Annotated in this window: 22 protein-coding genes and 2 pseudogenes; 10 read left to right on the plus strand and 14 right to left on the minus strand. The window is 60.1% G+C overall.

Features of this window, described 5'->3' with window-relative positions:
* Positions 1-13 precede the first annotated feature (13 nt).
* The 6 genes from P0D89_RS14165 to P0D89_RS14190 form a co-directional block, all read right to left on the minus strand.
* Entirely contained in the window at positions 14-943 is a 930-nt protein-coding gene (locus tag P0D89_RS14165) for an ABC transporter permease (RefSeq protein ID WP_408358517.1), read from the minus strand.
* Entirely contained in the window at positions 943-1,833 is an 891-nt protein-coding gene (locus P0D89_RS14170; RefSeq protein ID WP_408358518.1) for an ABC transporter permease, read from the minus strand. The genes P0D89_RS14165 and P0D89_RS14170 overlap by 1 nt, the downstream gene beginning before the upstream one ends.
* Positions 1,830-2,909 carry an ABC transporter ATP-binding protein gene (locus tag P0D89_RS14175; RefSeq protein ID WP_408358519.1) on the minus strand — a complete coding sequence of 360 codons (1,080 nt, stop codon included), beginning with the start codon at positions 2,907-2,909 and terminating at the stop codon, positions 1,830-1,832. The genes P0D89_RS14170 and P0D89_RS14175 overlap by 4 nt, the downstream gene beginning before the upstream one ends.
* Before the next feature lie 95 nt (positions 2,910-3,004).
* Positions 3,005-4,174, minus strand: a complete 1,170-nt coding sequence (locus P0D89_RS14180) for an extracellular solute-binding protein (RefSeq protein ID WP_408358520.1) — start codon at positions 4,172-4,174, stop codon at positions 3,005-3,007.
* A 270-nt stretch (positions 4,175-4,444) separates the two neighbouring features.
* Complete coding sequence (locus tag P0D89_RS14185; protein ID WP_408358521.1) at positions 4,445-5,383, minus strand: SMP-30/gluconolactonase/LRE family protein; 939 nt, start codon at positions 5,381-5,383, stop codon at positions 4,445-4,447.
* A gap of 30 nt (positions 5,384-5,413) precedes the next feature.
* Entirely contained in the window at positions 5,414-6,349 is a 936-nt protein-coding gene (locus P0D89_RS14190) for a dihydrodipicolinate synthase family protein (RefSeq protein WP_408358522.1), read from the minus strand.
* A 564-nt stretch (positions 6,350-6,913) separates the two neighbouring features.
* On the opposite strand from P0D89_RS14190, the gene P0D89_RS14195 reads away from it, so the two are divergent.
* The gene (locus P0D89_RS14195; RefSeq protein ID WP_408358523.1) at positions 6,914-7,618 is read left to right on the plus strand and encodes a helix-turn-helix transcriptional regulator; all 705 of its coding nucleotides are present in this window, start codon (positions 6,914-6,916) and stop codon (positions 7,616-7,618) included.
* On the opposite strand, the gene P0D89_RS14200 is transcribed toward P0D89_RS14195, so the two are convergent.
* Positions 7,602-7,919: a helix-turn-helix domain-containing protein gene (locus tag P0D89_RS14200; RefSeq protein ID WP_408358524.1), complete on the minus strand. Its 318-nt coding sequence runs from the start codon at positions 7,917-7,919 to the stop codon at positions 7,602-7,604. The genes P0D89_RS14195 and P0D89_RS14200 overlap by 17 nt on opposite strands.
* Positions 7,920-8,072: 153 nt before the next feature.
* Here P0D89_RS14200 and P0D89_RS14205 point away from each other — a divergent pair, with 153 nt between their 5' ends.
* A complete protein-coding gene (locus tag P0D89_RS14205) occupies positions 8,073-8,666 on the plus strand; it encodes an acyl-homoserine-lactone synthase (protein WP_408358525.1) in 594 nt (197 codons plus the stop codon).
* A 56-nt stretch (positions 8,667-8,722) separates the two neighbouring features.
* Here the strand turns inward: P0D89_RS14205 and P0D89_RS14210 are convergent, their stop codons facing one another.
* Positions 8,723-9,412: a FadR/GntR family transcriptional regulator gene (locus tag P0D89_RS14210; protein WP_408358526.1), complete on the minus strand. Its 690-nt coding sequence runs from the start codon at positions 9,410-9,412 to the stop codon at positions 8,723-8,725.
* A gap of 287 nt (positions 9,413-9,699) precedes the next feature.
* On the opposite strand from P0D89_RS14210, the gene P0D89_RS14215 reads away from it, so the two are divergent.
* The 3 genes from P0D89_RS14215 (at position 9,700) to P0D89_RS14225 (ending at position 12,644) form a co-directional block, all read left to right on the plus strand.
* The gene (locus P0D89_RS14215; protein WP_408358527.1) at positions 9,700-10,167 is read left to right on the plus strand and encodes a universal stress protein; all 468 of its coding nucleotides are present in this window, start codon (positions 9,700-9,702) and stop codon (positions 10,165-10,167) included.
* Between the two features lie 358 nt (positions 10,168-10,525).
* Entirely contained in the window at positions 10,526-11,182 is a 657-nt protein-coding gene (locus tag P0D89_RS14220) for a helix-turn-helix domain-containing protein (RefSeq protein ID WP_408358528.1), read from the plus strand.
* Positions 11,183-11,315: 133 nt separating this feature from the next.
* Positions 11,316-12,644 (plus strand): SUMF1/EgtB/PvdO family nonheme iron enzyme, encoded by a 1,329-nt coding sequence (locus P0D89_RS14225; protein WP_408358529.1) that lies wholly within the window; start codon positions 11,316-11,318, stop codon positions 12,642-12,644.
* 754 nt (positions 12,645-13,398) lie between these two features.
* Here the strand turns inward: P0D89_RS14225 and P0D89_RS14230 are convergent.
* Together P0D89_RS14230 and phoU are read right to left on the minus strand one after the other, a co-directional pair.
* Positions 13,399-13,821 (minus strand): hypothetical protein, encoded by a 423-nt coding sequence (locus tag P0D89_RS14230; protein WP_408358530.1) that lies wholly within the window; start codon positions 13,819-13,821, stop codon positions 13,399-13,401.
* A 608-nt stretch (positions 13,822-14,429) separates the two neighbouring features.
* Positions 14,430-15,138 (minus strand): annotated as a pseudogene (gene phoU, locus P0D89_RS14235) (phosphate signaling complex protein PhoU).
* 324 nt (positions 15,139-15,462) lie between these two features.
* On the opposite strand from phoU, the pseudogene P0D89_RS14240 reads away from it, so the two are divergent.
* Positions 15,463-15,607 (plus strand): annotated as a pseudogene (locus P0D89_RS14240) (IS5/IS1182 family transposase); the annotation flags it as partial.
* A 98-nt stretch (positions 15,608-15,705) separates the two neighbouring features.
* Here the strand turns inward: P0D89_RS14240 and P0D89_RS14245 are convergent.
* Entirely contained in the window at positions 15,706-16,398 is a 693-nt protein-coding gene (locus P0D89_RS14245; protein WP_408358531.1) for a phosphatase PAP2 family protein, read from the minus strand.
* A gap of 756 nt (positions 16,399-17,154) precedes the next feature.
* Here P0D89_RS14245 and P0D89_RS14250 point away from each other — a divergent pair.
* Positions 17,155-17,409 carry a hypothetical protein gene (locus P0D89_RS14250; protein ID WP_408358532.1) on the plus strand — a complete coding sequence of 85 codons (255 nt, stop codon included), beginning with the start codon at positions 17,155-17,157 and terminating at the stop codon, positions 17,407-17,409.
* Here P0D89_RS14250 and P0D89_RS14255 read toward each other — a convergent pair.
* Positions 17,406-17,690: a hypothetical protein gene (locus tag P0D89_RS14255; protein WP_408358533.1), complete on the minus strand. Its 285-nt coding sequence runs from the start codon at positions 17,688-17,690 to the stop codon at positions 17,406-17,408. The genes P0D89_RS14250 and P0D89_RS14255 overlap by 4 nt on opposite strands.
* 246 nt (positions 17,691-17,936) lie before the next feature.
* Here P0D89_RS14255 and P0D89_RS14260 point away from each other — a divergent pair, with 246 nt between their 5' ends.
* From P0D89_RS14260 to P0D89_RS14270, 3 genes are all read left to right on the plus strand, one after another.
* Positions 17,937-19,052: a glycosyltransferase gene (locus tag P0D89_RS14260; protein ID WP_408358534.1), complete on the plus strand. Its 1,116-nt coding sequence runs from the start codon at positions 17,937-17,939 to the stop codon at positions 19,050-19,052.
* On the plus strand, positions 19,049-19,879 hold the full coding sequence (locus tag P0D89_RS14265; RefSeq protein ID WP_408358556.1) for a polysaccharide deacetylase family protein: 831 nt from the start codon (positions 19,049-19,051) through the stop codon (positions 19,877-19,879). Before P0D89_RS14260 ends, P0D89_RS14265 begins: the two co-directional genes overlap by 4 nt.
* A 790-nt stretch (positions 19,880-20,669) precedes the next feature.
* Positions 20,670-21,713, plus strand: a complete 1,044-nt coding sequence (locus P0D89_RS14270; RefSeq protein WP_408358535.1) for a Vgb family protein — start codon at positions 20,670-20,672, stop codon at positions 21,711-21,713.
* A 71-nt stretch (positions 21,714-21,784) separates the two neighbouring features.
* Here the strand turns inward: P0D89_RS14270 and P0D89_RS14275 are convergent, their stop codons facing one another.
* Together P0D89_RS14275 and P0D89_RS14280 are read right to left on the minus strand one after the other, a co-directional pair.
* Positions 21,785-22,204 carry a DUF1810 domain-containing protein gene (locus tag P0D89_RS14275; protein ID WP_408358557.1) on the minus strand — a complete coding sequence of 140 codons (420 nt, stop codon included), beginning with the start codon at positions 22,202-22,204 and terminating at the stop codon, positions 21,785-21,787.
* Positions 22,205-22,561: 357 nt separating this feature from the next.
* The gene (locus P0D89_RS14280; RefSeq protein WP_408358536.1) at positions 22,562-23,476 is read right to left on the minus strand and encodes a LysR family transcriptional regulator; all 915 of its coding nucleotides are present in this window, start codon (positions 23,474-23,476) and stop codon (positions 22,562-22,564) included.
* Between the last annotated feature and the right edge of the window lie 4 nt (positions 23,477-23,480).

Genomic DNA, 23,480 nt, shown 5'->3' on the forward strand with positions numbered 1-23,480 from the left:
CGTCGGACGTGCGTCAGCGCTTCTGCTCCTTCACGCGCGACACGATCTGCGTCGGGCTCACGAATTGCAGCGCGATCAGCACCCAGATCAGCGTGATCGCCATGTAGATCATCGCCATCGCATCGATCGATTGCGGAGCGCGCACGCCGGTTGAAAATACAGCGTAGTACAACGCGACCACGAGCGTTTGCGTAGCGGGCCCCGCCGTGAAGAAAGTCAGCTCGAACATGCCGATGGTGCGCACCAGCACCAACAGCCCGGCCGCGAGCATGCCGGGCACCAGCAAGGGCAGCAGCACGTAGCGGAAATAGCGGAACGTGTTGGCGCCGAAAATGCGGGCGGCCGCTTCGAGATTGGGGTCAATCTGCTCGATGAACGGCGTCATCACGAGGATCACAAACGGCAGCGCCGGCACCAGGTTCGCGAGAATCACGCCGCTCAGCGTGCCCGCGAGCCCGACCTTGTACATGACGGTCGCCATCGGAATACCGTAGGTGACGGGCGGCACCATCAAGGGCAGCAGGAAGATCAGCATCGCGATGCGCTTGCCGCGAAATTGCACGCGGGCGAGCGCATACGCCGCCGGCACGCCGAGCAGCACCGACAGCAGCACGACCGCGCCGACCACTTCGACGGTCACCCACAATACGCTCGCGAGCTGGAAATCGCTCCATGCCTGCGCATACCAGTGCAACGTGAAGGCTTGCGGCAGCAAGGTGCCGAACCAGCGCGTCGCTACCGAATTGACCGCGACGGTGGCGATCAGCAGCACCACGTTGAGCAGGAAGAACACCATCACGGCCCACACCAGCACCCGCCACACGCGGCCCGGCAAACCGGCGCGCTGCGTCGCGCGCTTGACGGGTTCGCGCGCGCCGTCGCCCTGATCTTTCGAAGCGGCCGCGGACCACGCGGGCTGCGCCGCACGACGCTCGCTCGTCATCAGCCTTTGCCTCCCGTTGCGGGACCGCTGTAGAAGAAGCGGCGCGCGCCCAGCAGCGCGGCCACCACCAGCAATTGCACGAAGCCCATCACCATCGCGATCGCGGAGGCCAGCGAATAGTCATAGCTTTCGAACGCGGCTTCGGCCGCGGCGATCGACATCACACGCGTCGGGCCCGCGGGCGCGCCGAGCAGCACCGCCGACGGAAACACCGAGAATGCCTGCACGAACGAAAGGCACGCGGCCATCGTCAGCCCCGGCACCAGCAGCGGCAAATAGATGCGGCGAAACTGCTGCCACGGACTCGCGCCGAGCGTCGCCGCCGCGCTCGCGAGCGTCGGGTCGATGCCGGTCACGTACGACAGCGTGAGCAGAAACGCGAACGGAAAGCCCGACACGATCAGCGAAATCAGCACGCCCCAGAAGTTATGCGTGAGGCGCACCTCGCGCGTGTACAGATGCAAGCCCTGCAACGCCTGCGGAAACCAGCCGTTGGGGCCGAAGTAGGTCAGCATGCCGTCGGCGATCAGCACCGTGCCAAGCGTCACGGGAATCACCAGCAGCGTCGTGACGATCTTCTGATAGCGCGAATAGCGACGCAACGCGAACGCCACCGGCACCGACACGCCGACGTTGATCAGCGTCGCGGGCACCGCGAGCTTCAGGGTGACGAGAATCGTCGGCCACATCGACGTGTCGGTGAAGAACGTCAGATAGTTGGCCCACAGGCCGCCGCCGTTCATCGGCCGGAACGACAGCGCGAGACCGTACGCGAACGGATAGATGAACGTCGCGGCGATGAACAGCAACGCCGGCGCGACCAGCCACGCCTTGGCGTTGCGCGGCACGAGCGGCGGCGAGCCGGGCGACGACAGCGTGGGCGTGTTCATACAGCCTCGGCGTCGTAGACGAGCACGCGCGACGGCGGCACGCGCAGACTGATGCGCTCGCCCTGCGTGAATTCGCCGACGCTGCGCGCCCACACGCTGCCAAAGGCGGTCTGCACGCGCAGCAGCGAATCGTGGCCGCCGTATTCGACCGCGTCGACCAGCGCGTCGAACGCGTTGTCCGTGCCTGGCGCGGTGCGCTCCATGTCCTCGGGACGCAGCGCGACGCTGACGCGTTTGCTGTTAAAGCCCGCCATCGGCGTACCGATCAGACGCACGCCATTCGCGCTCACCGCCACGCCTTCGCCCTCGGTCCCTTCGAGCGTGAATTCGGCCACGTTCCGATAACCCATGAACCGCGCGACATGCAGGTTGTGCGGCCGCGTATAGACCTCTTTGGGCGACGCGACCTGCTGCACCACGCCCTCTCTCATCACGACGATGCGGTCCGCCATCGACAGCGCTTCGTCCTGATCGTGCGTCACGTAGAGCGTCGCGCGTTCGAGCTGGCTATGGATGCGGCGAATTTCCGCGCGCATTTCGATGCGCAATTTGGTATCGAGATTGGATAGCGGTTCGTCCATCAGAATCAGCGGCGGCTCGATCACGATTGCGCGCGCAATCGCCACGCGCTGTTGCTGACCGCCAGACAGTTGGCCGGGCAGCTTGTGCTCATGCCCGACCAGTTGCACGAGCTGCAACGCTTCGAGCACGCGGCGCGTCGCTTCGCTTTTGCCGACGCCGCGCATCTTCAGCCCGAAGCCGACGTTATCGAGCACGCTCATATGCGGAAACAGCGCGTAGTTCTGAAACACCATGCCGAAGCCGCGCTTTTCCGGCGGCAGCACGTCGATGCGTTTGTCGTCGAGCCAGATGCCGCCGCCGCTCAATGGCTGCAAGCCGGCGATGCAATTGAGCGCCGTCGATTTGCCGCAACCGGAAGGCCCGAGCAACGCGATGAACTCGCCGCGCTGGATCGTCAGATCGAGTTCCTGTAGCGCCGCGATCGCGTGGCCTTGCGCATTCGTGAAACTGCGGCTCACCGAATCGAGCCGCAACTGCTCAAAGTGATGCTTCATGGCGGTTTCCTGATACGCGCAACGCGTCGACGTGCCTCGCGCCCGGTCGACGTGTCACGCGTGAATCGCGACGGCATGCATCGATGAGGCACGGACTATTTGGTCTTCTGTGCGCCGACCTCGGTGTCCCACTTCTTGAAGGCCGCAACCATCGCGGACGCATTCAACGGCAACACATGCGGACGATCGGCCAGCAGCTTCGCGTATTCCGGGCGGCCGTACTTCTTCAGCACGTCCTGGCTGTGCGCGGGCGCCTGCTCGACGCTCACGCCCTTGATCGCGGGGCCGGGATAGAAATAACCGTCGTCATAGGTCATGGCCTGCTGCGCCGGTTCGAGCATGAAGTTCATCATCTTGTAGAGCACGTCGAGCTTTTCCTTCGGCACGCCCTTCGGAATCACCATGTAGTGCGCATCGTTCACCCATGTCATGTTGTCGAATGCCTGCACACGGAATTCAGCCGGCACGATGCCGAGCGCACGCGGATTGATGTCCCAGCCCGTCACCGTCACGGTCATGTCGCGCGTGCCCTCGCCGAGTTCCTTCATCACCGCCGACGTGCCGCCAGGATAATAAGGAATGCAATCGTTCAGCTGCTTGAGGAAGGCCCACGTCTTGTCCCAGCCGTGGATCGGGTCCTGCGGGTCCTTGTCGCCGAGCACATAGGGCAGGCCCATCAGGAACGTGCGGCCCGGACCGGAGTTCGCCGGCCGCGCGTAGATCAGCTTGTCCGGATGCGCCTTGCACCATTGCAATAGCTGCTCCGGTGTCTTCGGCGGATCGCTGACTTTGGCAGGGTTGAATTCGAGCAGCGGACCGGCCGGCATATACGCGACTTCGAGACCGTAGCCTTGCGCGAGGTCCTGCATCTTGCGCGGACCCGGCGCGTATTTGTCGAGCACGCCGGGGAACTGCGCCGCGTTGTCGGGCAGCAGCTTGATCCACAGGTTCTGTTCGATACCGGCGGCCAGCGCGTCAGTGCCGGTCAGCACGAGGTCGATGTCGGAGCGGCCCGCGCCCTGCATCGCCTTGATCTTGCCGGGCAACTGCGGAGCGGGTGCGTTCGTGAACGTGAGATTGGCGACGAGGTTTGGATACTTCGCCTTGAAGGCCTCGAAGCCCTTTTGCGTGAGTTGGAGATCGCCGGCCACGTCGACGATATTGATGGTGACCGGATCGGCCGCGTGCGCGGCGGATGCGAAAGCGGCGCTTGCCGCGAGACATACTGACACCAGCTTGAGCGACAACCTGCGTGAAACAGTCATTGCGTCTCCTCGCTTCTTGGTATGGAAGTCCGCCTGTCAGATGCGCTGCGGGCGGTGTCTCTCTACCAACGGAACATAGCGAAGCGGAACAGCCGATGTCAAGCAAATACTCTCGACGGCATACGGCTCGAAGAATCGGCCGCTTTTTGCGGGGAATCCTTGTCGTGCAATGGTTTTTGCGCGATATCCAAGGGCAAACCCGGAGCATCTGGCGAGGCCGCCGCGCGCGTTGTCAGGCAAGCTCCGAACGCGTTGTGCCTGCGCTTGCGATCAGCCTCCCTGCAGGCCCTGCGTGTTCACGTACAGCGAATACAGCCCGTGGCTCGCCGCCATGAAGAGGCGATTGCGATGGCGTCCGCCGAAGCACACGTTTGCGCAGCGCTCCGGTAATGCGATGTGGCCAAGCGGCTCACCTTGCGCCGTGAACACACGCACGCCGTCGAGTTCGTCGGTGCCCATGCCCCAGCCGCACCACAAGTTGCCGTGCACGTCGACACGAAAGCCGTCCGGCGTGCCTGGGCCCGCGTCGATCAGCACACGGTTGTTCGACAGCGTGGCGCCATTGGCATCGACATCGAATGCGCGAATCTTACGCGGCTCGCCGCGCGATTCGACGATGTACAACACCGACTCGTCCGGCGAAAACGCGAGGCCGTTCGGGCCGAGCACGTTGTCGGCGACCATCGACACTTCGCCGGATTGCCCGTCGATGCGATACACGCACGCTGGCAGCTCCGACTCCTGCTGCTCGCCTTCGTAGAAACCGTCGATACCGAAGGTGGGATCGGTGAACCAGATCGAGCCGTCCGATTTGACGATCACGTCGTTCGGCGAATTGAAACGCTTGCCGCGATAACGGTCGGCAAGCACGGTGATCGAGCCGTCGTATTCGGTGCGCGTCACACGGCGCGTGAGGTGCTCGCAACTGACGAGGCGGCCCTGGCGGTCGCGCGTATTGCCGTTCGCATTGTTCGATGACTGCCGGAACACGCTGACCGTGCCGCTCGGTTCGTCCCAGCGCAGGATGCGGTCGTTGGGGATGTCGCTCCACAGCAGATAGCGGCCGTCGCCGAACCAGACCGGCCCTTCCGACCAGCGCGTGCCCTGATACAGACACTCGACGGAGGCGGAGGCGAGGATCAGCGACTTGAAGCGCGGATCGAATGTGCGGATGGAAGGGTCGGGATAGCGTCGGCTGTTGTCAGTCATGCTGGTGCTTGGTGCTTTGGGTCGGGAAATTTACGGGCTGGTGTGCGCGAACTCGCGCTCCTGTCCTAGCAACGCTCGCGCGGCCTGGCCGATCTTCGCATGATGTTCGGGCGGCGTCGAACTGAGCAACGGCAAAAGCGGGCCCATGTCGGCGATCTGCGTGAAGCTGACCGCGTCGTGCAGCACGCTGATCAGCGAGATTTCGTCGCGCAGGGTTTCGAGCGGCATGAATGCCTCGTACAGACGTTGCGCGGTCTCGCGATCGCCACTTTTGGCCGCTTGCAGCAACGCCATCACCATACGCGGCGCGATGCAGCCCGAGCCCGTGGTCCATGCCGCGAGGCCGAACTCGCGCAGATGCACGAGCGCCGGCCGCTCGCCCATGCCCGACACGACCTGGCCGGCCGGCACGTGCTGCAGAAGCCGGCGCAGATACGGATCGTCCGCGGGGTTGTCGCGCACGATCGCATATTTGACGGCGAGCAGCGTGCCTCGCTCGATCAGCCGCGCGAGGGCGTCCACTTCCACGTAGTTTTCGCTCTTGATATACAGCGTCAGCGGCATGCCCGCTGTGTCGGCGATGCGCGTGAGCCCCGTCTCGACACCCCCGGAAGTCGTGAAGCCGCCGAGCGGCAGCACCATGGCCGTCCGATAGTGGGTTTGCGCGAGGATGCGCGCCTGATCGAGCATCTTCCCGTAGTCGGGACCGATGGCCGGGATCACGCGCGTGACGGGGCTCGCGGCCTCGGCCAGCAGGTCCAGCAAATCGCGGTATTCGCTGACCGCGATGTGATAGAGGTTCGCATTGCCGCCATAGAGCAGCGTGCGCACGCCGCCGGCTTCAATATGGCGGATTAGCGCGCGATTTCCGGCGGGGTCGAGCGTATAGTCGGCGCGTCGCGCCAATGGTGGCACCGCCATGACCGACGCGGCGAGCTCGCCACTGTGGAGCGGGGATTCGTTCATGACGCCTCAAGCCTCCAGCGGGATGGAGGCATTCACGGTAGCATCGGTTTCGCAATGTTGTCAAACAACTTGGATCACGGCTGGCGTAGCGGATCTGCCATCGAAATTTGCGAAGATAGCGAACTGCGGGGCGGTTGTTCTGCACGACAATAGGGCCCAAGCGCAGCGCCCCGACGTTGCCGCATTGTGGGCAGCCGCAGGCGCTCTGGCAAATTAGTGCGGTTGTGTCCGACAATTGGCTAGTAGCGGTTAATTAAAATTGATCGATAATAATATTGGGAACGAAAGGCATCAAAATGACTGCCGCAGGGGAATTACAATTTCATGATCCGCGAAACTTAATCAGGCTAAAAAGCGGATTCGAATAGCGACGTGTTGATTTGCTCGTGGAACCCCCGCTGCAGCGGCTCTTATCCGGAAGCGCTGCCGGCGCTGTGGAATAAATTTAGTGTTAGATTGTCGACACAAAAGCAGCGGCACGGCATGCCGTGCCGCAATTAACCGCAACAGGATGTTTGCGAGCCTGAGAGAGTTAAGAAATTGTCGCTACATTTTATCGAGCAGATGGCACCGCTACTGGACGCCGCCGATGAGGCGGAATGGTTCGGTGCAATCGCAAGGCTCGCCGAGACGTGGGGCTTCGACAGGCTTTTGATCGCCATGTTGCCGCGCCCCACCATGCGCCTGGAAGATGCATACATACGCAGCACCTACGCGGCGGCATGGCGCCAGACGTATGACAAAGAGGGGCTGGCTCATATCGACCCGACCGTCGAGCATTGCATGACACGCGCCGCACCGCTGATCTGGTCGCCCGGAATTTTCGCGACCACCGCGCAGCGATCCATGTACGAGGAAGCCTGCTCATACGGGTTGCGCGCCGGGGTAACAATACCGATCCATGGACCGAACCAGGAAGCCGGCATGATGTGCTTTGTCAATGACAGCAGTTCGACCGACGAATTTCAGCGCCATGTCAACGCGGCACTGCCGAATCTGGTGTTATTGCGCGACCTGGTGATCGATACCAGCCAGCGCCATCTGGAGACGCACGCTCAGACCTTATTGCCCAAGCTCACGCCGCGCGAACGAGAGTGCCTCAAATGGACCGCACGCGGCAAATCCACCTGGGAAATATCCCATATCCTGAACTGTTCGGAAGCCGTGGTGAACTTCCATATGAAAAACATCAGGACGAAATTCGGTGTGAATTCGCGGCGTGCGGCTGCCGTGATTGCGGCGCAACTCGGGCTTATTGACCCGGGTTGAGCAACGCAGCGGCGTCGCGGCTGTACAGCACCCGCTCGGCGCGGCCCAGATCGGCGTCCGAAACGGTCTTGGTGAAGTACAGGCCCAGCAGGATCGAGACCGGCGCCGGGATTTCCGCACCCGATTCAAACCGGCTGCCGCGCGACTGCGTAACGCCAAAGCGTGCCCAGAAGCGGCGCTGGCTCTCTTTTTTCTTCTTGCGGTAAGCAATGATCAGTACACGATCCACCGCCGAAGAAACCTCCGCCGGACGCGCCTGAAGACCGGGTTGCGGTTGCCAGTGATTTTCGAGAAGTTCCATTTGGATGCCCTGTCGGTTGAGTGCGGATACGTGTCTCGAATTCTGCGTGACCCGATAAGCATGCACACCTATCCAGGTAGGTAGGTGGCGTAACAATTCAAAATGCATAAGTTTTCCAGCGTATTGGTATCCCAACACGTTCAGGAGAACGTCATGCAAACAGCCATCCGGATCGGAATGCGGCAAGAATTTGACAACGCGGACATCAACGAGATGTATCGCCTGCGGGCCCGGGTGTTTCACGGCCGGCTCGGATGGGACATCCCGACTATCGCGGGCATGGAGATCGACGGGTACGACGCCCTCGGCCCGCACTACATGCTGATTCATGCAGATGGCGGCAAGTTGCGCGGCTGCTGGCGCATGATGCCGACAGAAGGCCCCAATATGCTGAAAGACACCTTCCCCCAACTGCTGCACGGTGCGCAGGCGCCGGTCGGACGGGAGATCTGGGAGTTGAGCCGGTTTGCCATCGAAACCGGTGGCGAAGAACAGTCGTTTGGCTTCACGGACCTGACGATTCAGGCTATCCAGGAAGTCATGAAATTCGCGCAGCGGATGGGCATCACGCGCTACGTCACCGTGACCACGACGCCAATCGAACGGCTGCTGCGCAGAACCGGCATCGACATTAGCCGGCTCGGGGCGCCGGTGCAGATCGGCGTCGAGCGGGCGGTCGCGCTGAATGTCGCGGTGAGTCCCAAGACGCTCACGGCCCTGTTCGGGCCGATCGCAGTGGCTGCCTAGGCTGCCGGCGCAGCGCCGGCTTTTCCGATGACCCGGTTGGATCGATGCGCGAAAACTCAGGAGCCGAACATCCGCTCCAGCGCATTCTGCAGGTGGACCCGCATCGCCGTTGCGGCGCCTGTGGCGTCCTTGCGACGAATCGCGTCGAGCACTGCCATATGCTCGGCCTGTACGAGTCGCTGCCGCTCCACCGTCTTGACGAGCGACAGATTGCGCGACAGGTTCATGCTGAACAGGATCTGCTCCTCGATGAACGACATGACCGTGATGAAAAAGGGGTTCTTCGACGCGCGCGCCACCGCCAGATGGAACATGAAGTCGTCTTGCGCGCCGATGCCCCGCGTTTCGATGACGCGCTCCAGTTCATCCCAGGCATGCTGAATCGCGGCGATGTCGTCGGAATCGGCTTTGAGCGCCGCCTGCTCGGCCGCGCCGGCCTCGGTGATGATCCGAAACTCATAACAGCGGCGAATATCGGACAGCGTTTCCAGCGGCGCGAAGCGGCGCACGTCCGGATCGGGCCGCCGAGCGACCGTGGTGCCCGAGCCGTGCCGCGTCGTGATGATGCCGTCCGCCCGCAGGCGCGCCAACGCTTCGCGCACGGTCGGCCGCGACGTGGCGAAGCGTTCGGCCAGCGCGTGTTCGGTCGGCAAGCGCTCGCCTTCCTTGTACTCGCCCTCAAGAATGCGATTGAGGATGTCGCCGTAAATCTTCTCGGGCAGGCCCGTGGTTTTGCGTTCGGTCATCAGCGGGGCTGAAGCAGCTTGTCTGAATATGGCCTGATTGTAAGGCCAACCTTGGCTGGCACTCCTTCGCGAATATGCGTTCCGATTGATGCGAAGCGCGCCGACGCCCGCCCGATCAGGCCTCGCCGCCGAAGCGCCAACGACGAAAATTTGACAAGTATTTGATTTACATCCTGGTTGAGTGCATCTTTTTCAGCGATCATCTAAGCTTCGTTGGTATAAAAGATCAATGAGCCTCGCCGTGAAGAACGGCTGCGGCAAACGGATTTTTCAGACGCGGAGCCGATATGTACACACGCATCCTTGTAGCGGTCGACGGCAGCAATACCTCCCGCCGTGCATTCGAAGCAGCGCTCGAGCTCGCCAAATCCAGCGGCGCTGTTCTGCGGCCGTTCTACGTCGTCGAGAACACGCCGATGTATTTCGAAGCGCCGGGCTACGACCCGTCCATTCTGCGCAACCGTCTGATCGAAGAAGGCAAGGAACTGCGCGCGGAATTCGCCAAGACCATGGCCGAACAAGGTGTGAAGGGAGACCCCGCCGTGAGCGAGGCGTCGTCGCTCGGCGACGTGTCGGAGATCGTGCTGCACGCCGCCGCCGAATTCAATGCCGACCTGCTGGTGATGGGCACGCACGGCCGACGCGGTTTCCAGCGGTTGATTCTCGGCAGTGTCGCCGAGCGCTGCGTGCGCCAGGCGAGCCTACCCGTGTTGCTGATTCCATCCGCGGCCGGTCAGGACAAGGAACCGGCCTGATCCGGCGGCGGCTCGCGTGGCACCTGTCATTCGCCGTGTCGAGCGGCAGTGCGCATTGCACCGCGGTTCGTGAGATGCATAGCAGTCCATAACCCGGTTCACCCGCGAGCGCGCGATATCGCTCAAGTTCCCTAGCCGGCGCAACGAGTCACTTTGTCGCCGAACGCCTGGTGTGGCGGGTGGGACAATCCGCCAATACTCCGACATTCACTTGCAGAACATGCTCAATCCTTCCGCTGTTACGCGCTCCACCGGCACTGACAATTCCGCCGCAGGTTTGCCCTCGGCGCGCGGCCGCCGCCGGGCGGCTCCGGTGCGGGCAACCGCGCGCACCAGGGCGCGCTGCTCGAGCTGTTCGATGCGGCAGCTCTGTATGCCGCAAGGCCTGTCGTCCGATGAACTCTCGAAACTGGAGACGCTCATCTGCTCGGCGCGCTCAGTTCAGCGCGGCGAAGCGCTGTATCGCAGCGGCGACCGTTTCGACAGCATTTACGCCGTGCGCTCCGGTTCGATGAAAACCGTGATGGCGCACCGCGACCGCCGCGAGCAGGTCACCGGGCTGCGGCTCGCCGGCGAAGCGCTCGGCCTCGACGGCATCAGCGAGGACGTGCATGCATGCAGCGCCGTCGCCCTCGAAGACAGCACCGTCTGCATCGTCCCCTACAGCGCGCTCAAGCTGCTGTGCCGCGAAATCAGCTCGATGCAGGAGCGCATGCATAAACTGCTCGGCTCGCAGATCGTTCGCGAGGCCGCGCAGATGATGATGCTCGGCTCGCTTTCCGCGGACGAACGGGTCGCCGCGTTTCTGCTGGATGTGTCGGAGCGCAACGCGCAGCGCGGCTACTCTTCGGCGGAATTCAATCTGCGCATGACGCGTGAGGACATGGGCAGTTACCTCGGCATGACGCTCGAAACCGTCAGCCGCACCCTGTCAAGATTTCAAAAGCGCGGCCTGATCGACACACAGGGTAAGCACATCCGGATCGTCGACCTGGCGGGTCTGCGGCAGGTCTGAGCCGCCCTGCCGGGGCTGGCCGGCGCCCGCCGCCGTGCGCCGCTCATCTTCTGCCCGAGGCGCTTGCGTCTTGGCACGGCTCCTGCGAGCGGGTACAGTCTTTAGTCCGTCCCCCGCAAGGAGACCCAGCGAAATGAATCGCGACCCCGCCCCACATCACCCGCTCGTCCAGCGTCTGATCGATGCCCGCCAGGTCACTGACGCACTGTTTGCGATCGTCAAACCCGAATTCCTGTACGAGCGGCCGATCCGCGAACGTCACCGGATCGTGTTTTACATCGGCCATCTGGAAGCGTTCGATCGCAATCTGTTCGATCAACGGGTGTGCGAGTTGCCGGCATTCAGTCCGGAACTCGACCAGCTTTTCGCGTTTGGCATCGACCCCGTGGACGGCGGCTTTCCGACCGATCAACCTGGCGACTGGCCGTCGCTCGACACCATACGCGAATACGGATCGCGTGCGCGCGCGCAGATCGACCAGGCGCTCGCTGGGTTGGCGGACGCCGCGCAGTTTCGCCGCGACGGCGCGCAGGCCGGCGGCTCCGGGCAGTTGCTGAACGTCGCGATCGAGCATCGGTTGATGCACGCCGAAACGCTGGCGTACATGCTCCATCAGTTGCCGCTTGCACAGAAGGTCACTGAATTGCGCGAGGACGTGGTGACACGGCCCGGGCGCCGGCAGGCGTTGTCGTCGACGGTCGGTGTGCCGGCCGGTGCGACCACGCTCGGCATGTCGCGCGATGGGGGGCATTTCGGTTGGGACAACGAATTCGAGGAAGTGCGTATCGACGTGCCCGCGTTCGAGATTGATCGCTACATGGTGACAAACGGCGCGTTTTGCGAGTTCATCGAGGCCGGCGGCTATCGTGAGCCGAAGTGGTGGTCGGAAAAGGACTGGGCGTGGAAAGTGGCCGAGCATATCGCGCATCCGGCTTGCTGGTCGCGGCGCGACACAGCGGCAGGCAGCGCGCCAAATTCGGATCACGCATGGCTGCTGCGCACGATGTTCGACGAAGTGCCGCTGCCGCTCGACTGGCCCGCATACGTGAGTCATGCCGAAGCCAGTGCGTATGCACGCTGGGCCGGCAAGGCCCTACCCACCGAGGCGCAATGGCAACGTGCGGCACATGGCGCACCGCACGCCGCATCGGGCAATTTCGATTTCCGCAGCTGGGACCCGAAGCCCGTCGACGCGTATCCAGACAACGTCAGCGCGTTCGGCGTGGAAGGTCAGTTCGGCAATGGATGGGAGTGGACCTCGACGCTATTCGACGCGTTGCCCGGCTTCGAAGCTTTTCCGTTTTATGCCGGCTATTCGGCCAATTTTTTCGATGGGCAACATTACGTGCTCAAAGGCGGTTCGGCACGCACCGCTGAGTGCATGCTGCGACCTGCCTTCCGGAACTGGTTTCAGCCGCATTATCAGTATGTGTATGCGGGGTTTCGGTGTGTGTCGCGATGACAAGTAAAGCAAAAAGTGACTCAAAAGGCCACCTTTTGCTTTAGCGAAAGGAACGAGCAACTATTGCTTAACGGCTGGCGCTATTCCGATTTTTTTGATCTCACTTTGGCTCGACTTCTCTTATAAAGTTCTTCGTCTTTCAGCAACCCTATGGATAGGCCGAAATATCGCTCATGCACGACCTGTCTACGATCACCTAAGCAGATCGGAATTGCAGAATGGGCAACCCTTCCCGTCTGTTAGCACATTCACCAAACCAGGCGTCAGCGCAGAACGTTCGATAGATATCGTTTTTGATGCGAAGGAACCGAAAGAAAAAAGCAAACTGGATCAGGACGGTGCCCGGAAAAGGCCGGTTCCCGAAGTTCCGTTTCTATGGGCCGATGTCATCGTTTTTCGACAGGACCTGGAAGCTGGAACACATCGCCGCCTTCAAATGACGAGGATGTATCCAGGCTGCGGACGCTTAAACATACCAGGTGAGCTTTGACCGATACAGGCTTTGCTGAGAAGTTCTGCGGCGTCTCATCGGATCGTGTTGCGCAGTTTCAACGTGAAGCAGCCCCGTGCCGCGACTGGGCACGCGTCAACTTCCTCACGCCAGCACGGCGCATCCCACGAGCAATTCACTCGATCACGACACAACGCGTATCGAGTGTGTTGGTTGGGGATCGCCATGAATCGCAGACCCGCGTTTGCTTGCCGAGGTGGCGACACGAACCCGGCGTGCCGGGACTGAATCGCCCCTGCGATTTCATTTGTCGCAGCCTGCCTGCTTCACACGTTGTTCTCTCAGCGCGATCGCCTTACCGAGCACCTGGATTAGCTGCGTCATCGTGTTGACCTCGAATTCAACATCATCCATTTTCAGGCGTATTTTCCGGCCAGAATCCGCCTCTAACCACGCCCCTACAGCGGCACTAAGTGCCGGTCCTACTTGGGCGAGAGAAAAAACGAACTCGCCCATTGGGGGCCTGCGAGCGTCAACAATGTCCATGTTCAAGGCTACAGAATTGACCTGGATGTCGCCGGCATCAAGCGCCTGGAAAAAGGCCCGTAGCTCGGCTTGAAACCCGTCACTGAAAAATGGGCTGTCATCAACGCTCGGAATCAGCAGGATTCGAAGCCAAGCTGGGCTCCTCACTGTCTCGCACCTCCCTAAATCGAGTAAAAGCACTCCGCCACCTTTGTGTGTGCCGACTTTCTCTACTCGGTCATACAAGAAGCTAGAAAAGCGCCAGATGTCGCTCTAGTTCGACCGGCAATATATTACGGCTCTGCAAACCGTCTGCGCCCCCTCACTCGATCACTCACCAGTTACCTCTGCATTCGCTTGCGCTATACAACCAAACTATCGATCGAACCGTAAGGCCTCTTCAACACTCAGCGAAGTCTAGCCGGAACAACTGAATGCAAGCTTAAGGACTCCAAAGGCAGATTCAGTTTTTCGGTTACGACGCCGATGCGGCACCCGAGCATTGCCTATAGCGGCCGCCGTAACCTCTGACTTTCCTGGTTACGCATAGACGTTTGCGTCGACTCCGTCTTGCCGTGGAGCGTGTTCTTGTTTGCCGCCCCTGTGTGCTCTGGCTATCAGCGGAGAGTACACCGAGAGAGCGCTTTCCAGAGGGATATAGAGGCGGACGTCGCGTCCGGACCAGATGAGGTCGAAGTCGTTATGTGCCTTTGCGTGACCTGAGATTTCCATTCGAGCAACACTGTGCAGCCGTATTCCAAATGCTTCGACAACCAAAGTGGCGCATGTTGCCTCTCCTTACTGTGGTCTCAGTTGCCCAAGGCGTCGCATCCAAGCTGGTCTCGGGGTACATGACGAACATCGGTGCCGCTAACCACATACACAACCGTCTCGGCGATATTGGTCGCGTGGTCACCAATACGCTCGATGGCCTTCGCAATAAACAGGTGGTCCGGTCCAATCGAGATTGTCCGAGGATCTTCCATCATGTACGTCACGAGCTTGCGTACGAAGGCTCGAAACTCATTGTCGATGGCTTCGTCATCCTTGATATTTTTAGCTGCTGCAACGGTATCCATCCGCGCAAATGCATCCAGCGCTCGGCGGAGAATGTGTAAGGCCATTTCGCCGGAAGCCTTGATTTCAGAGATGTTGATGCTCCGGGCCGCGGTACCCATGGCGATGCGGCGTGTCTGCTTCGCAATCTTCCGCGCCTCATCTCCAGCACGCTCGAGGTTGGTGACACACCTTGAAGCGGCCATCAATAGGCGCAGGTCCCGCGCGGCCGGCTGTCGACGCGCAATGATATTGCTAATTTCTTCGTCGATTTCGATTTCCATCTCGTTGAGTCGGCGTTCGCCGTCGAGGACTTGTTGAACAAGTTCCAGGTCGAACGAAATCATTGCCTCCATCACGCGTGAAATCTGCGACTCGACGAGACCGCCCATTTCGAATAACCGGGTTGAGAGCTGTTTTGAGGTCGACATCAAACCTGCTCGAGATATGTTTGTCCGTCATAACCATTCCTAGCTACCAGACTGTAAGTGATACAGCCCGGCGCAGCATTCGATTCGAAAACCCGGTCCCGTCGACCTGCAACCAACGCCGAGGGTTGCCACAGCTCTCACGGCGCAAAACGTGACCGCCGAAGTTCGCCAACGGTGGTAACCGCCACCTGCGTTGTTGAACTAAAAGAAGCCACGCGACATGTGGGCGTTCTGAGCGCCTGAAGAGAATCCAGCTCCCCCTGCGTCTGCACAAGTTTAGCAACCGCTCCTTAAGAGCAGCTTATGCAACGAAGAATTGCTTCTTCGAGTTGCGGCTTTCGGACCGGGGCATAAAGACCGCACTCACGCGTGGCTGCCCAAGTTTCGTCGTCTCCGCACTCGCTTTGAGCGGAGCGCCGACAATCACGAAGCGTTCCTCAAGGCTCGGTTGCTCCCTCGCCTGCTGGACCATATCCCGGCGTTCAGAGCAGTCTTTTTGAAACGCTCTCTTAGACTAAAGCAATCTGCTTGTTTATGCTTACCCATGACTGGCTGCCTCGTCCCGTGTTACTACGCTACATCCAGAGCCGGAGACGTCTCATAGAATTTTGGAAAAGGAACTTCCGAATTTCCTTAATTCGTCAAACTGCGTAACCAGTTCCAGACAGAGCACAAACGCAAGCATCGCCGACAGTCCCGGGTGGCGTTCCATCCATCGCAGCACACTCGGTGCATAAAGGCTTCGGATGGAGTCCCGGGTCATGACGTAGGTTATGACTATCCCGATCGCGGCTCCCGCGAGCAAGTCGGTGGGGTAATGAATACCGAGGTAAGCGCGCGGAGCGCAAATGAAAATCGCGGTATAGAGAAGCGCAAAGATGCCGAGCCAGCGGGAGACGATGAAGATACCCACCGCCACCGACGTCCATAGCATTGCGTGATCGCTCGGAAAGGAACTCCATCCTGGCAGCACGCTCTCCCGGCGCAAAATAGACGCAAAGTGCTGATGCAAGTCCTGGGAGTTGATCGGTCGCATGCGGAATGGCAAAAAATCCGCGAGAATCCTTCCTATGAAAAGAGCAAGAATGCCGCTCAGAATTGTCGCGATAACGATTTGGCGCCTCCATTCCGTCCGCTCGCCCGTGCGGAACCATAGTCCCCACAAGACTGGAATAAGCACCAACCCCTTGAACGTGTATAAGTTCGCGACGGCGTTTATAGCGTGGTTACATAACGGGCAAAAATTCAGTCCCGCGAGATAGCTCTCGAGGACCGCATCGATGTTGTTCATTTCGCGGCAGTCTTGACGTTGGGCGCAGCAGGGCGAGCCTTGCACTTTTGCCAGAATGGATCGGTCGATAAATCGCCAAAAAATTTGCTTATTGATTGATGCACAGTAGGCTATTTCCTGATGATCAAGAACTCACATTTTCAATCGAATACGCGATTGCCCACAGTAGAATCATAGCGCTTTGGGGCGCGCATCCTTCCGGCACTGAGGGACACGGCAGAGGAGAAGGTGACGGAAACGCAGCGTATCATTCCGTCTTCTGGGTTGTCGATCATCAGCACAAACGCGCCGCCTCCTCCTTAATAAAACCTTAAGCTTCTACGAGCAATTTCAGGTCATAATCTTCGCGCCGAGTCGCACATATACGCAGACCGGCACACGACTGTCAAGGCGGATCTGCGCCTCAACTCCTCTCAGGTTCTGAGCCTAGCTCGGGCGCTTGACCTTTCGCGCCGGCTTTTTCTCTCGCCGATGGATTTGAGTCGCGGGTCCCGCAATGGACCCGACCTCCCCTACTCGCTTAAGACTTCCTTCAGCATTGCACTATAGAAATGCGGACCGTCCTTGCTGCCAGCACAACTGAGCAATATCGCTGTATTCCACATCGTCCGTTCTTCACGATTCGTCCGATCTGCTGGCAGTGCCCGCGCAGAAGACTTTCTGGATTGACCTGGACATGGAAAGGCAAGCGGTTGGTGTCAGGCCCGCAAATTAGACAGCGGTAGCTGCCTTTTGAGACGAGAGAACTGATCCACGATGGGCTACATCTTGCGAATCGAAGATCATTCTTTCTCGATCGTATCGCAGTCGCAGAGCGATCAGGAACCTGCGCATTGGCACCGTGGTGTCGCACCTGGTGTTGGCTGGCTACGGCAAACCGCCACGCCCGCCGACAAGGCAAAGGCAAAGGCAAATAGCGAAAAGAGTGAAACGCAAGCTACAGCTAACAAGAAGAAGACAGAAGCACAGAGCGATGCCGTCAAAACGCAGGCGTCTGCAAATGAAAATTAGGCATCGGCACAAGCCACCGCCGACAAGAAAGCAACGAAGGTTGAGAAAGCAACTACCGCAGCCGAAGCATCCGATGCGCACGCTGACGCCACAAAGCCGCAGACCAAGGCGACAAGAAGAAGCATGATGCCCAGGCCAAGGCTGACGGGAAAAAGCGGGATGCTGCCGAGGACGCCAACGTGGGACAAGCGAAAGCTGAGAAGGAAAAGGTGGCGGCCCAAAGTGATGCGAACAAGAAGGCCGCAGACGCGAATGTCGATGCAGCAAAGAAACAATAGCAAGTTCGCCGCCCGGGCGGCTTACGCCCGGCAGTCATCACGCACCTGGTGAAGTTGACGCAAAAAGGCGCGCGCAATATCAAGCGTTTGCGCCTCGTCACGGCCGTCCACCAGGTCATCGGTTCCGGCAAAACGCCGTGGACCACCCGGGCTTGAACCTAGAGCGAACTGCTCCGAGTTGAATATTACAAATCGTTACGGGGCCGACTCCCCAACGATAGAACGTGGTTGAGAGGAGGCAGTCAGCGCATGAAAGCATTAAGGGTTCTCCATAGCGAGTCATCTCGGGGCTGGGGCGGCCAGGAAGTCCGTACACTCAAGGAAATGATCGCGCTACGTGCGCTGGGTCACGACGTGGAACTCGTCTGTCCTGACGATGCAACGCTCGGAATCCGTTCGCGAGCCGAAGGCTTTACGGTGCATCACGCACGCATGCGCGGCGGCGCCGATCTGCGCTCCTTGCTGACAGTCCGGTCCATTCTTGAGCGGCATCGCTTTGATGTGCTGAATACGCACAGCGGTCATGACAGCCTGATCGCCGGCATGGCCGGACGTCTTGCGGGAACGCCGCTAATTGTCCGGACGCGGCATCTGGCGCTGCCCATTACGTCGCTAGCCACATACAACTGGATCCCGCACTGCGTCGTCGCGGTGAGTCATTACGTGCGCAACTATCTGATTTCCGCCGGCATGCAGGAAAGCCGGGTGGAGACGATCTATGACGGCATTGTTAGACCGGAGCCACTCACGCATTCAACGCTGCGCGATGAACTCGGACTTGATTCGAACGCTGTCATTGCTGGAATCGTGGCGATGCTGCGGGGGAATAAGGGGCACGCCGATCTGATCGCGGCGGTGAGGCCGATGATGATCGACCGACCGCATCTACATGTAGTGATCGCTGGTGAGGGTGGAGAGTTTGACAGGCTCAAGTCGATGATCGACGGCTTCGGGTTATCCCATCGCATTCATTTGCTGGGCTTCCGCAAAGACATCAACAACGTGTTGCGTGGCTGTGATCTGTTCGTGCTACCGACCCATCAGGAAGCGCTTGGCCAGGCGTTCATAGAAGCAATGGCTATGGGGCTACCGGTGATCGGCACGCACGTGGACGGCGTACCCGAGTTGATCGACTCTGGCGTGAACGGCTTGCTGGTGCCCGCACAGGACATAAATGCACTACGCGGCGCGCTCACACGCCTCGTCGACGACGCACCATTGCGCGTGCGATTTGGACTGGCCGGGCGAATCAAGACGGATAGCAATTTCACGGTCGAAAGTATGGCGAACGAGACCATCGAGTTATATCGGCGCGGTATCAATCGTCGGCGTCAGGCATGCAGTCGGTGGCGGGCGGCGGCATGACCCGGTCTGCTAGAGCGGTGCCCGTGCTGATGTACCACCATATCAGCACTTCGCCGGGCATGATTACGGTGTCACCCGATCACTTCGCCGCGCAAATGGCGTATCTTGCGAACGCGGGCTACACGACGATAGGCAGCATGCAACTAGCCGCCTATCTCGGGGGAGAGCCGCTGCCGAAAAAATCCGTTGTGCTGACATTCGATGACGGCTATCTCGACAACTGGGTGCATGCGCATCCAGTTCTAGAGGCGCACGGATTGACCGCTTTGTGCTTTCTGGTGACGAGCTGGATCGGCGAAGGACGCGTGCGCGCACATGCGCACTCAGGTGCCGCGTTACCGCCGCTACTCAATCACCGCGATGGCGAAATGGCGATTGAAAACGGGGAATGCGATCGCGCGATTCTCCGATGGTCGGAGATCGATGCAATGCGCGAAGCCGGAACCTTCGAATTTCACAGTCACACGCATCGTCATGTGAGATGGGATCAAGTGTCGGCCGACGCGGACGATAAGTGCGCGAGACTCGCGCGCGATCTCATCGACTCGCGCACGACCTTGAAAGCGCGGCTTGGCGCGGCCTCGGATCATCTGTGCTGGCCTCAAGGCTACTATGACGACGACTATCGACGTGTCGCCATTCAGGCAGGTTTCCGATATTTCTACACATGCGAGGCCGGGTCGAATTACCCCGGAAACGACGTCGATGGTGTTCGCTCGATTACTCGACTCGAGGTCCGCGACCGGCCGGCGTCGTGGCTTGCGTCGCGTCTGTGGGTGCACACTCGCCCCGCAATCAGTCGAACATATCTCAAGATCAAGCGGTGATGGCTGCACAGTCTCCAGAATGCTGCACGCGCACGATGGTTGCCGCTTCGCCTGCGAACCGGATGGCGTCGCCGGACGAAGTTGCTATCGCAGCGTCTTTCCTGCTTGGTCCCGATGCTGGCTTCATGACCGATAGCGACCTACTGATCGACGGTTGCGTGACCGCCGCAATGCGCGCGGGCAGACTCCCTACGCCTGGCTGATAAGGATCCCAGCATCCACTACGCCTGATAGTCGACCACTCAACATGGTCCCCTCCGACGCAGGAGGGTCAAAGTTGCAACTGCGAAAGTCCCTTCACACGCTACGCCGTGCCAGTCGCCGCCGACGTCAGCTTTGATCTCATTCTCGATTCCTGGTGTCTTGAATTCGTTTCTAAGAGAATCTCAAGGGCTGACATTGAAGTCACCTGATCTCGTTAGACAGCTTGTCTTCAGCACCAACAGCCATGCGGTCATGTGGGGCAGCTTCTCACACGTGCAAACGGCTCGTGGCAACCGAGAGCCACCCCATGATCGACAGCCGCAGCCGCCTCTCGCCCTCCTTCGTTAAGGTCCCGCGCGAGAAAGGACAACCCACCCACACGGGCTTGGACAACCGCGTTCCGCCATGATTTGGGCCGCGGCCGTCGACGCGATCCTCCCTTCGATGTTGACCTTCGCCACCGTGAACGTAATTGCCGCCGGAGTCAGCGTGGTGAATGAGTCGGCGCAGCGACGGTTATAGATAAGTGCAACAATAAAAGTCCGTCAGCGCCCTTTGAAACTCACACTGTGACATGGAGGCCAGCATGTTGACAATCGCGAGGAAACGGCTTGCGGCAACGGTGAACAAGATTCTCGGAGCAGATTTGGCATCGTGGTTTGCGTCTGCCCTGGCGAGCGCTGCGCTCACCATCGGCCCGGCGCAGGCACAGCCACCGTCGTTCGAGAGCTTCGCCGTCCCGACCGGCAGTGCGCCGCATGACGTCGCACCGGCGCGTGACGGCACCGTGTGGTACACCGCGCAAGCGCAGGGCGCGGTCGGACGGCTGGACCCGCGTAGCGGCAGGATCGACAAGATTGCTCTCGGCGCCGGATCGGCGCCCCACGGCGTAATCGTGGGTCCCGATCGCGCGGCTTGGGTGACTGACGGCGGCCAGAACGCAATTGTGCGCATCGATCCGAAGACGCTCGCCGTCACGCGTTTTCCGCTGCCTAAGGACCGGCCAGACGCCAATCTGAACACCGCCGTGTTCGACAAACAAGGGCATCTGTGGTTTACCGGGCAAAGCGGCATCTACGGCGAACTGGATCCGCAACGAGCCCGCATGCGAGTCTTCGATGCGCCGCGCGGACGCGGGCCCTACGGTATCTGCGCGACTCCGCACGGTGACCTGTATTTCGCGTCACTGGCGGGGAGCTATCTCGGTCGCATCGACCCCGCGAGTGGTGCGGCGCAGGTCATTGAGCCGCCAACGTCGAATCAGGGCGCGCGCCGCGTATGGTCCGATTCGAAGGGGCGTGTGTGGATCAGCGAGTGGAACGCCGGAAAAGTCGGCGTATTCGATCCCGTCACGCATCAATGGCGAGAATGGCGACTGCCCGGCAACGATCCGCACGCGTACGCCATCTTTGTCGACGATCAGGATATTGTCTGGCTCAGTGAATGGAGCGCCAACGCGCTAGTGCGCTTTGATCCGCGAGCCGAGCGGTTCGACGTGTTTCCTCTGCCGCGCCCGCACGCGAACGTACGTGAGATGATGGGCCGCCCGGGCGAGGTCTGGCTGTCCGAATCCGGCACCGATCATCTGCTGCTCTACCGGTCCCGCCCAGCCGATGCAAGCGGGAATTGACGACACACTGTGCGGACACTGAGATTCCGAAGTCCGCTGCGCCACGCGTGCAGGCCCAGCGCAAAAACGGCCTACAGCAACTGTAGAGTTTGCGGATCGGCTTCACCTTCGAAATACTTGCGCAGAGCTTCCACAAATACGTCTTTGTCGCTCGTGGCGCGCGCGAATAGGCTGATCGACGATCGAAACTTGAGGTAATCCGGATACCCGAAAATTTCCTCTATGGTGCACTCGTTGACAAGATTAACCAGCTGCGTCGATTCGCGCAGCCGTGGGCCGAGTAACGGGTGGCGCAGATAGGCTTCGGCCTCGGCCAACGACGAAATCGCGAATCGCCGCGCCATTGCGCTTGCCCCTAGCCCCTGTATTTGCGGAAACACGAACCACATCCAGTGGCTTCGCTTACGTCCATGCCTCAATTCATCGCATACCTGGGCGTACACGGCGTCTTGGGCGTCGACAAAGCGCTGAAGGTCATATAGATCGTCCATTTCGTATTCCGCTGAAGCCCGCGTGGAAATCCACCCTTGAACCCCGGTTCTCGCACCTGTTTCCCAGCTCGTGCGCCGCCCGGCGCGGCCATTAAGTGTGCTATTCAATGCAGCATCGAGCGTGGCGTTTTTAACGATAGCGCATCGGCGGCCTTCGCGTTCGCTCAGCATCGGTAGCACGGCGCGATGGCCGGGTTCGATCTCTTGCCGTCATTCGGATCGCCGCAAAGGCAATGGCCGTTCTTAAACGTTCGTCGAATGCGCGGGCGAGTGCGGCCCCGATGCCAGAACTTGCACCTATGATCAACACTACCTTGTTCTTCAAATCCCGCATAGATGCGCCGGAATATTGATTGATCAGACTCCGCGCAACGACAATTCGACGTGCTTCAGACGTCTCACCATACGGTCGAGGAACTGAAGCGTCACGTGAGCCAGGGCGCGTTGATTCGGCGCAATGACACCGACGGTGAGCGCGTTGACATTCACATCGTCAAGCGGCCGCCATACCACTTCGCCTCGCGCCAGCTCATCGAGAAACGCCAGTTTGGAAAAAAACGAAATGCCCCGCCCCGACGCGATCAGGCGCTTGAGAAGCGTCGTGGAGTTGCATGTCACGCTGGGCCTCAGAGATTCCCAGTACTCGTGAAAATCATTTTCCACAATGCCCTGAATTGGCGAGCGTCCTTCGAGTCTTAGAAACGCGTGGTTGCGACATTCTTCGAAGCCGATCCGCTCCTTCTTCGCCAACGGGTGCGACGAAGCCATCACGACCCCAGGCGGCAGAGACACTTCCGTCACGACGTCGAGGCCGGCCGGCAGCTTCGTGATGTACGAAATACCGAGATCATATTCACCGCTCACTAGCCGCGCCGGTACGTCGTGAGGCTGCACGGCAGCAATTGAATACGTCACCGCCGGGTACGAATCGGAAAACTCCTCCACCGTGGCGGGCAAAAAGTCGACGAAGAGGGAGTCCATCGCCGCCACTGACACGTGTCCCCTGCGCTCCCCCTTCAATGCATCGAGTTCACTGCGCATTAGATGAAAGTCGTTCAGCGTCGAACGGATATGTTGAAGTACACGCTCTCCGGCAGCGTTCAGGCGAATCCCATTCGGCAGCCGGTCGAACAGTTCCGCGCCCATCTCCGATTCGAGCTTGAGAATCTGGCGGTTGACCGCACTCGATGCGACATACAGATTCTGTGCGGCTTTCCGGATCGATCCGCAACGCGCCACTTCAACAAAATATTTCAGGACATTCGAATGCATCGTA

The organism is Paraburkholderia sp. RL18-085-BIA-A (assembly GCF_046027075.1).
Lineage (GTDB): Bacteria > Pseudomonadota > Gammaproteobacteria > Burkholderiales > Burkholderiaceae > Paraburkholderia.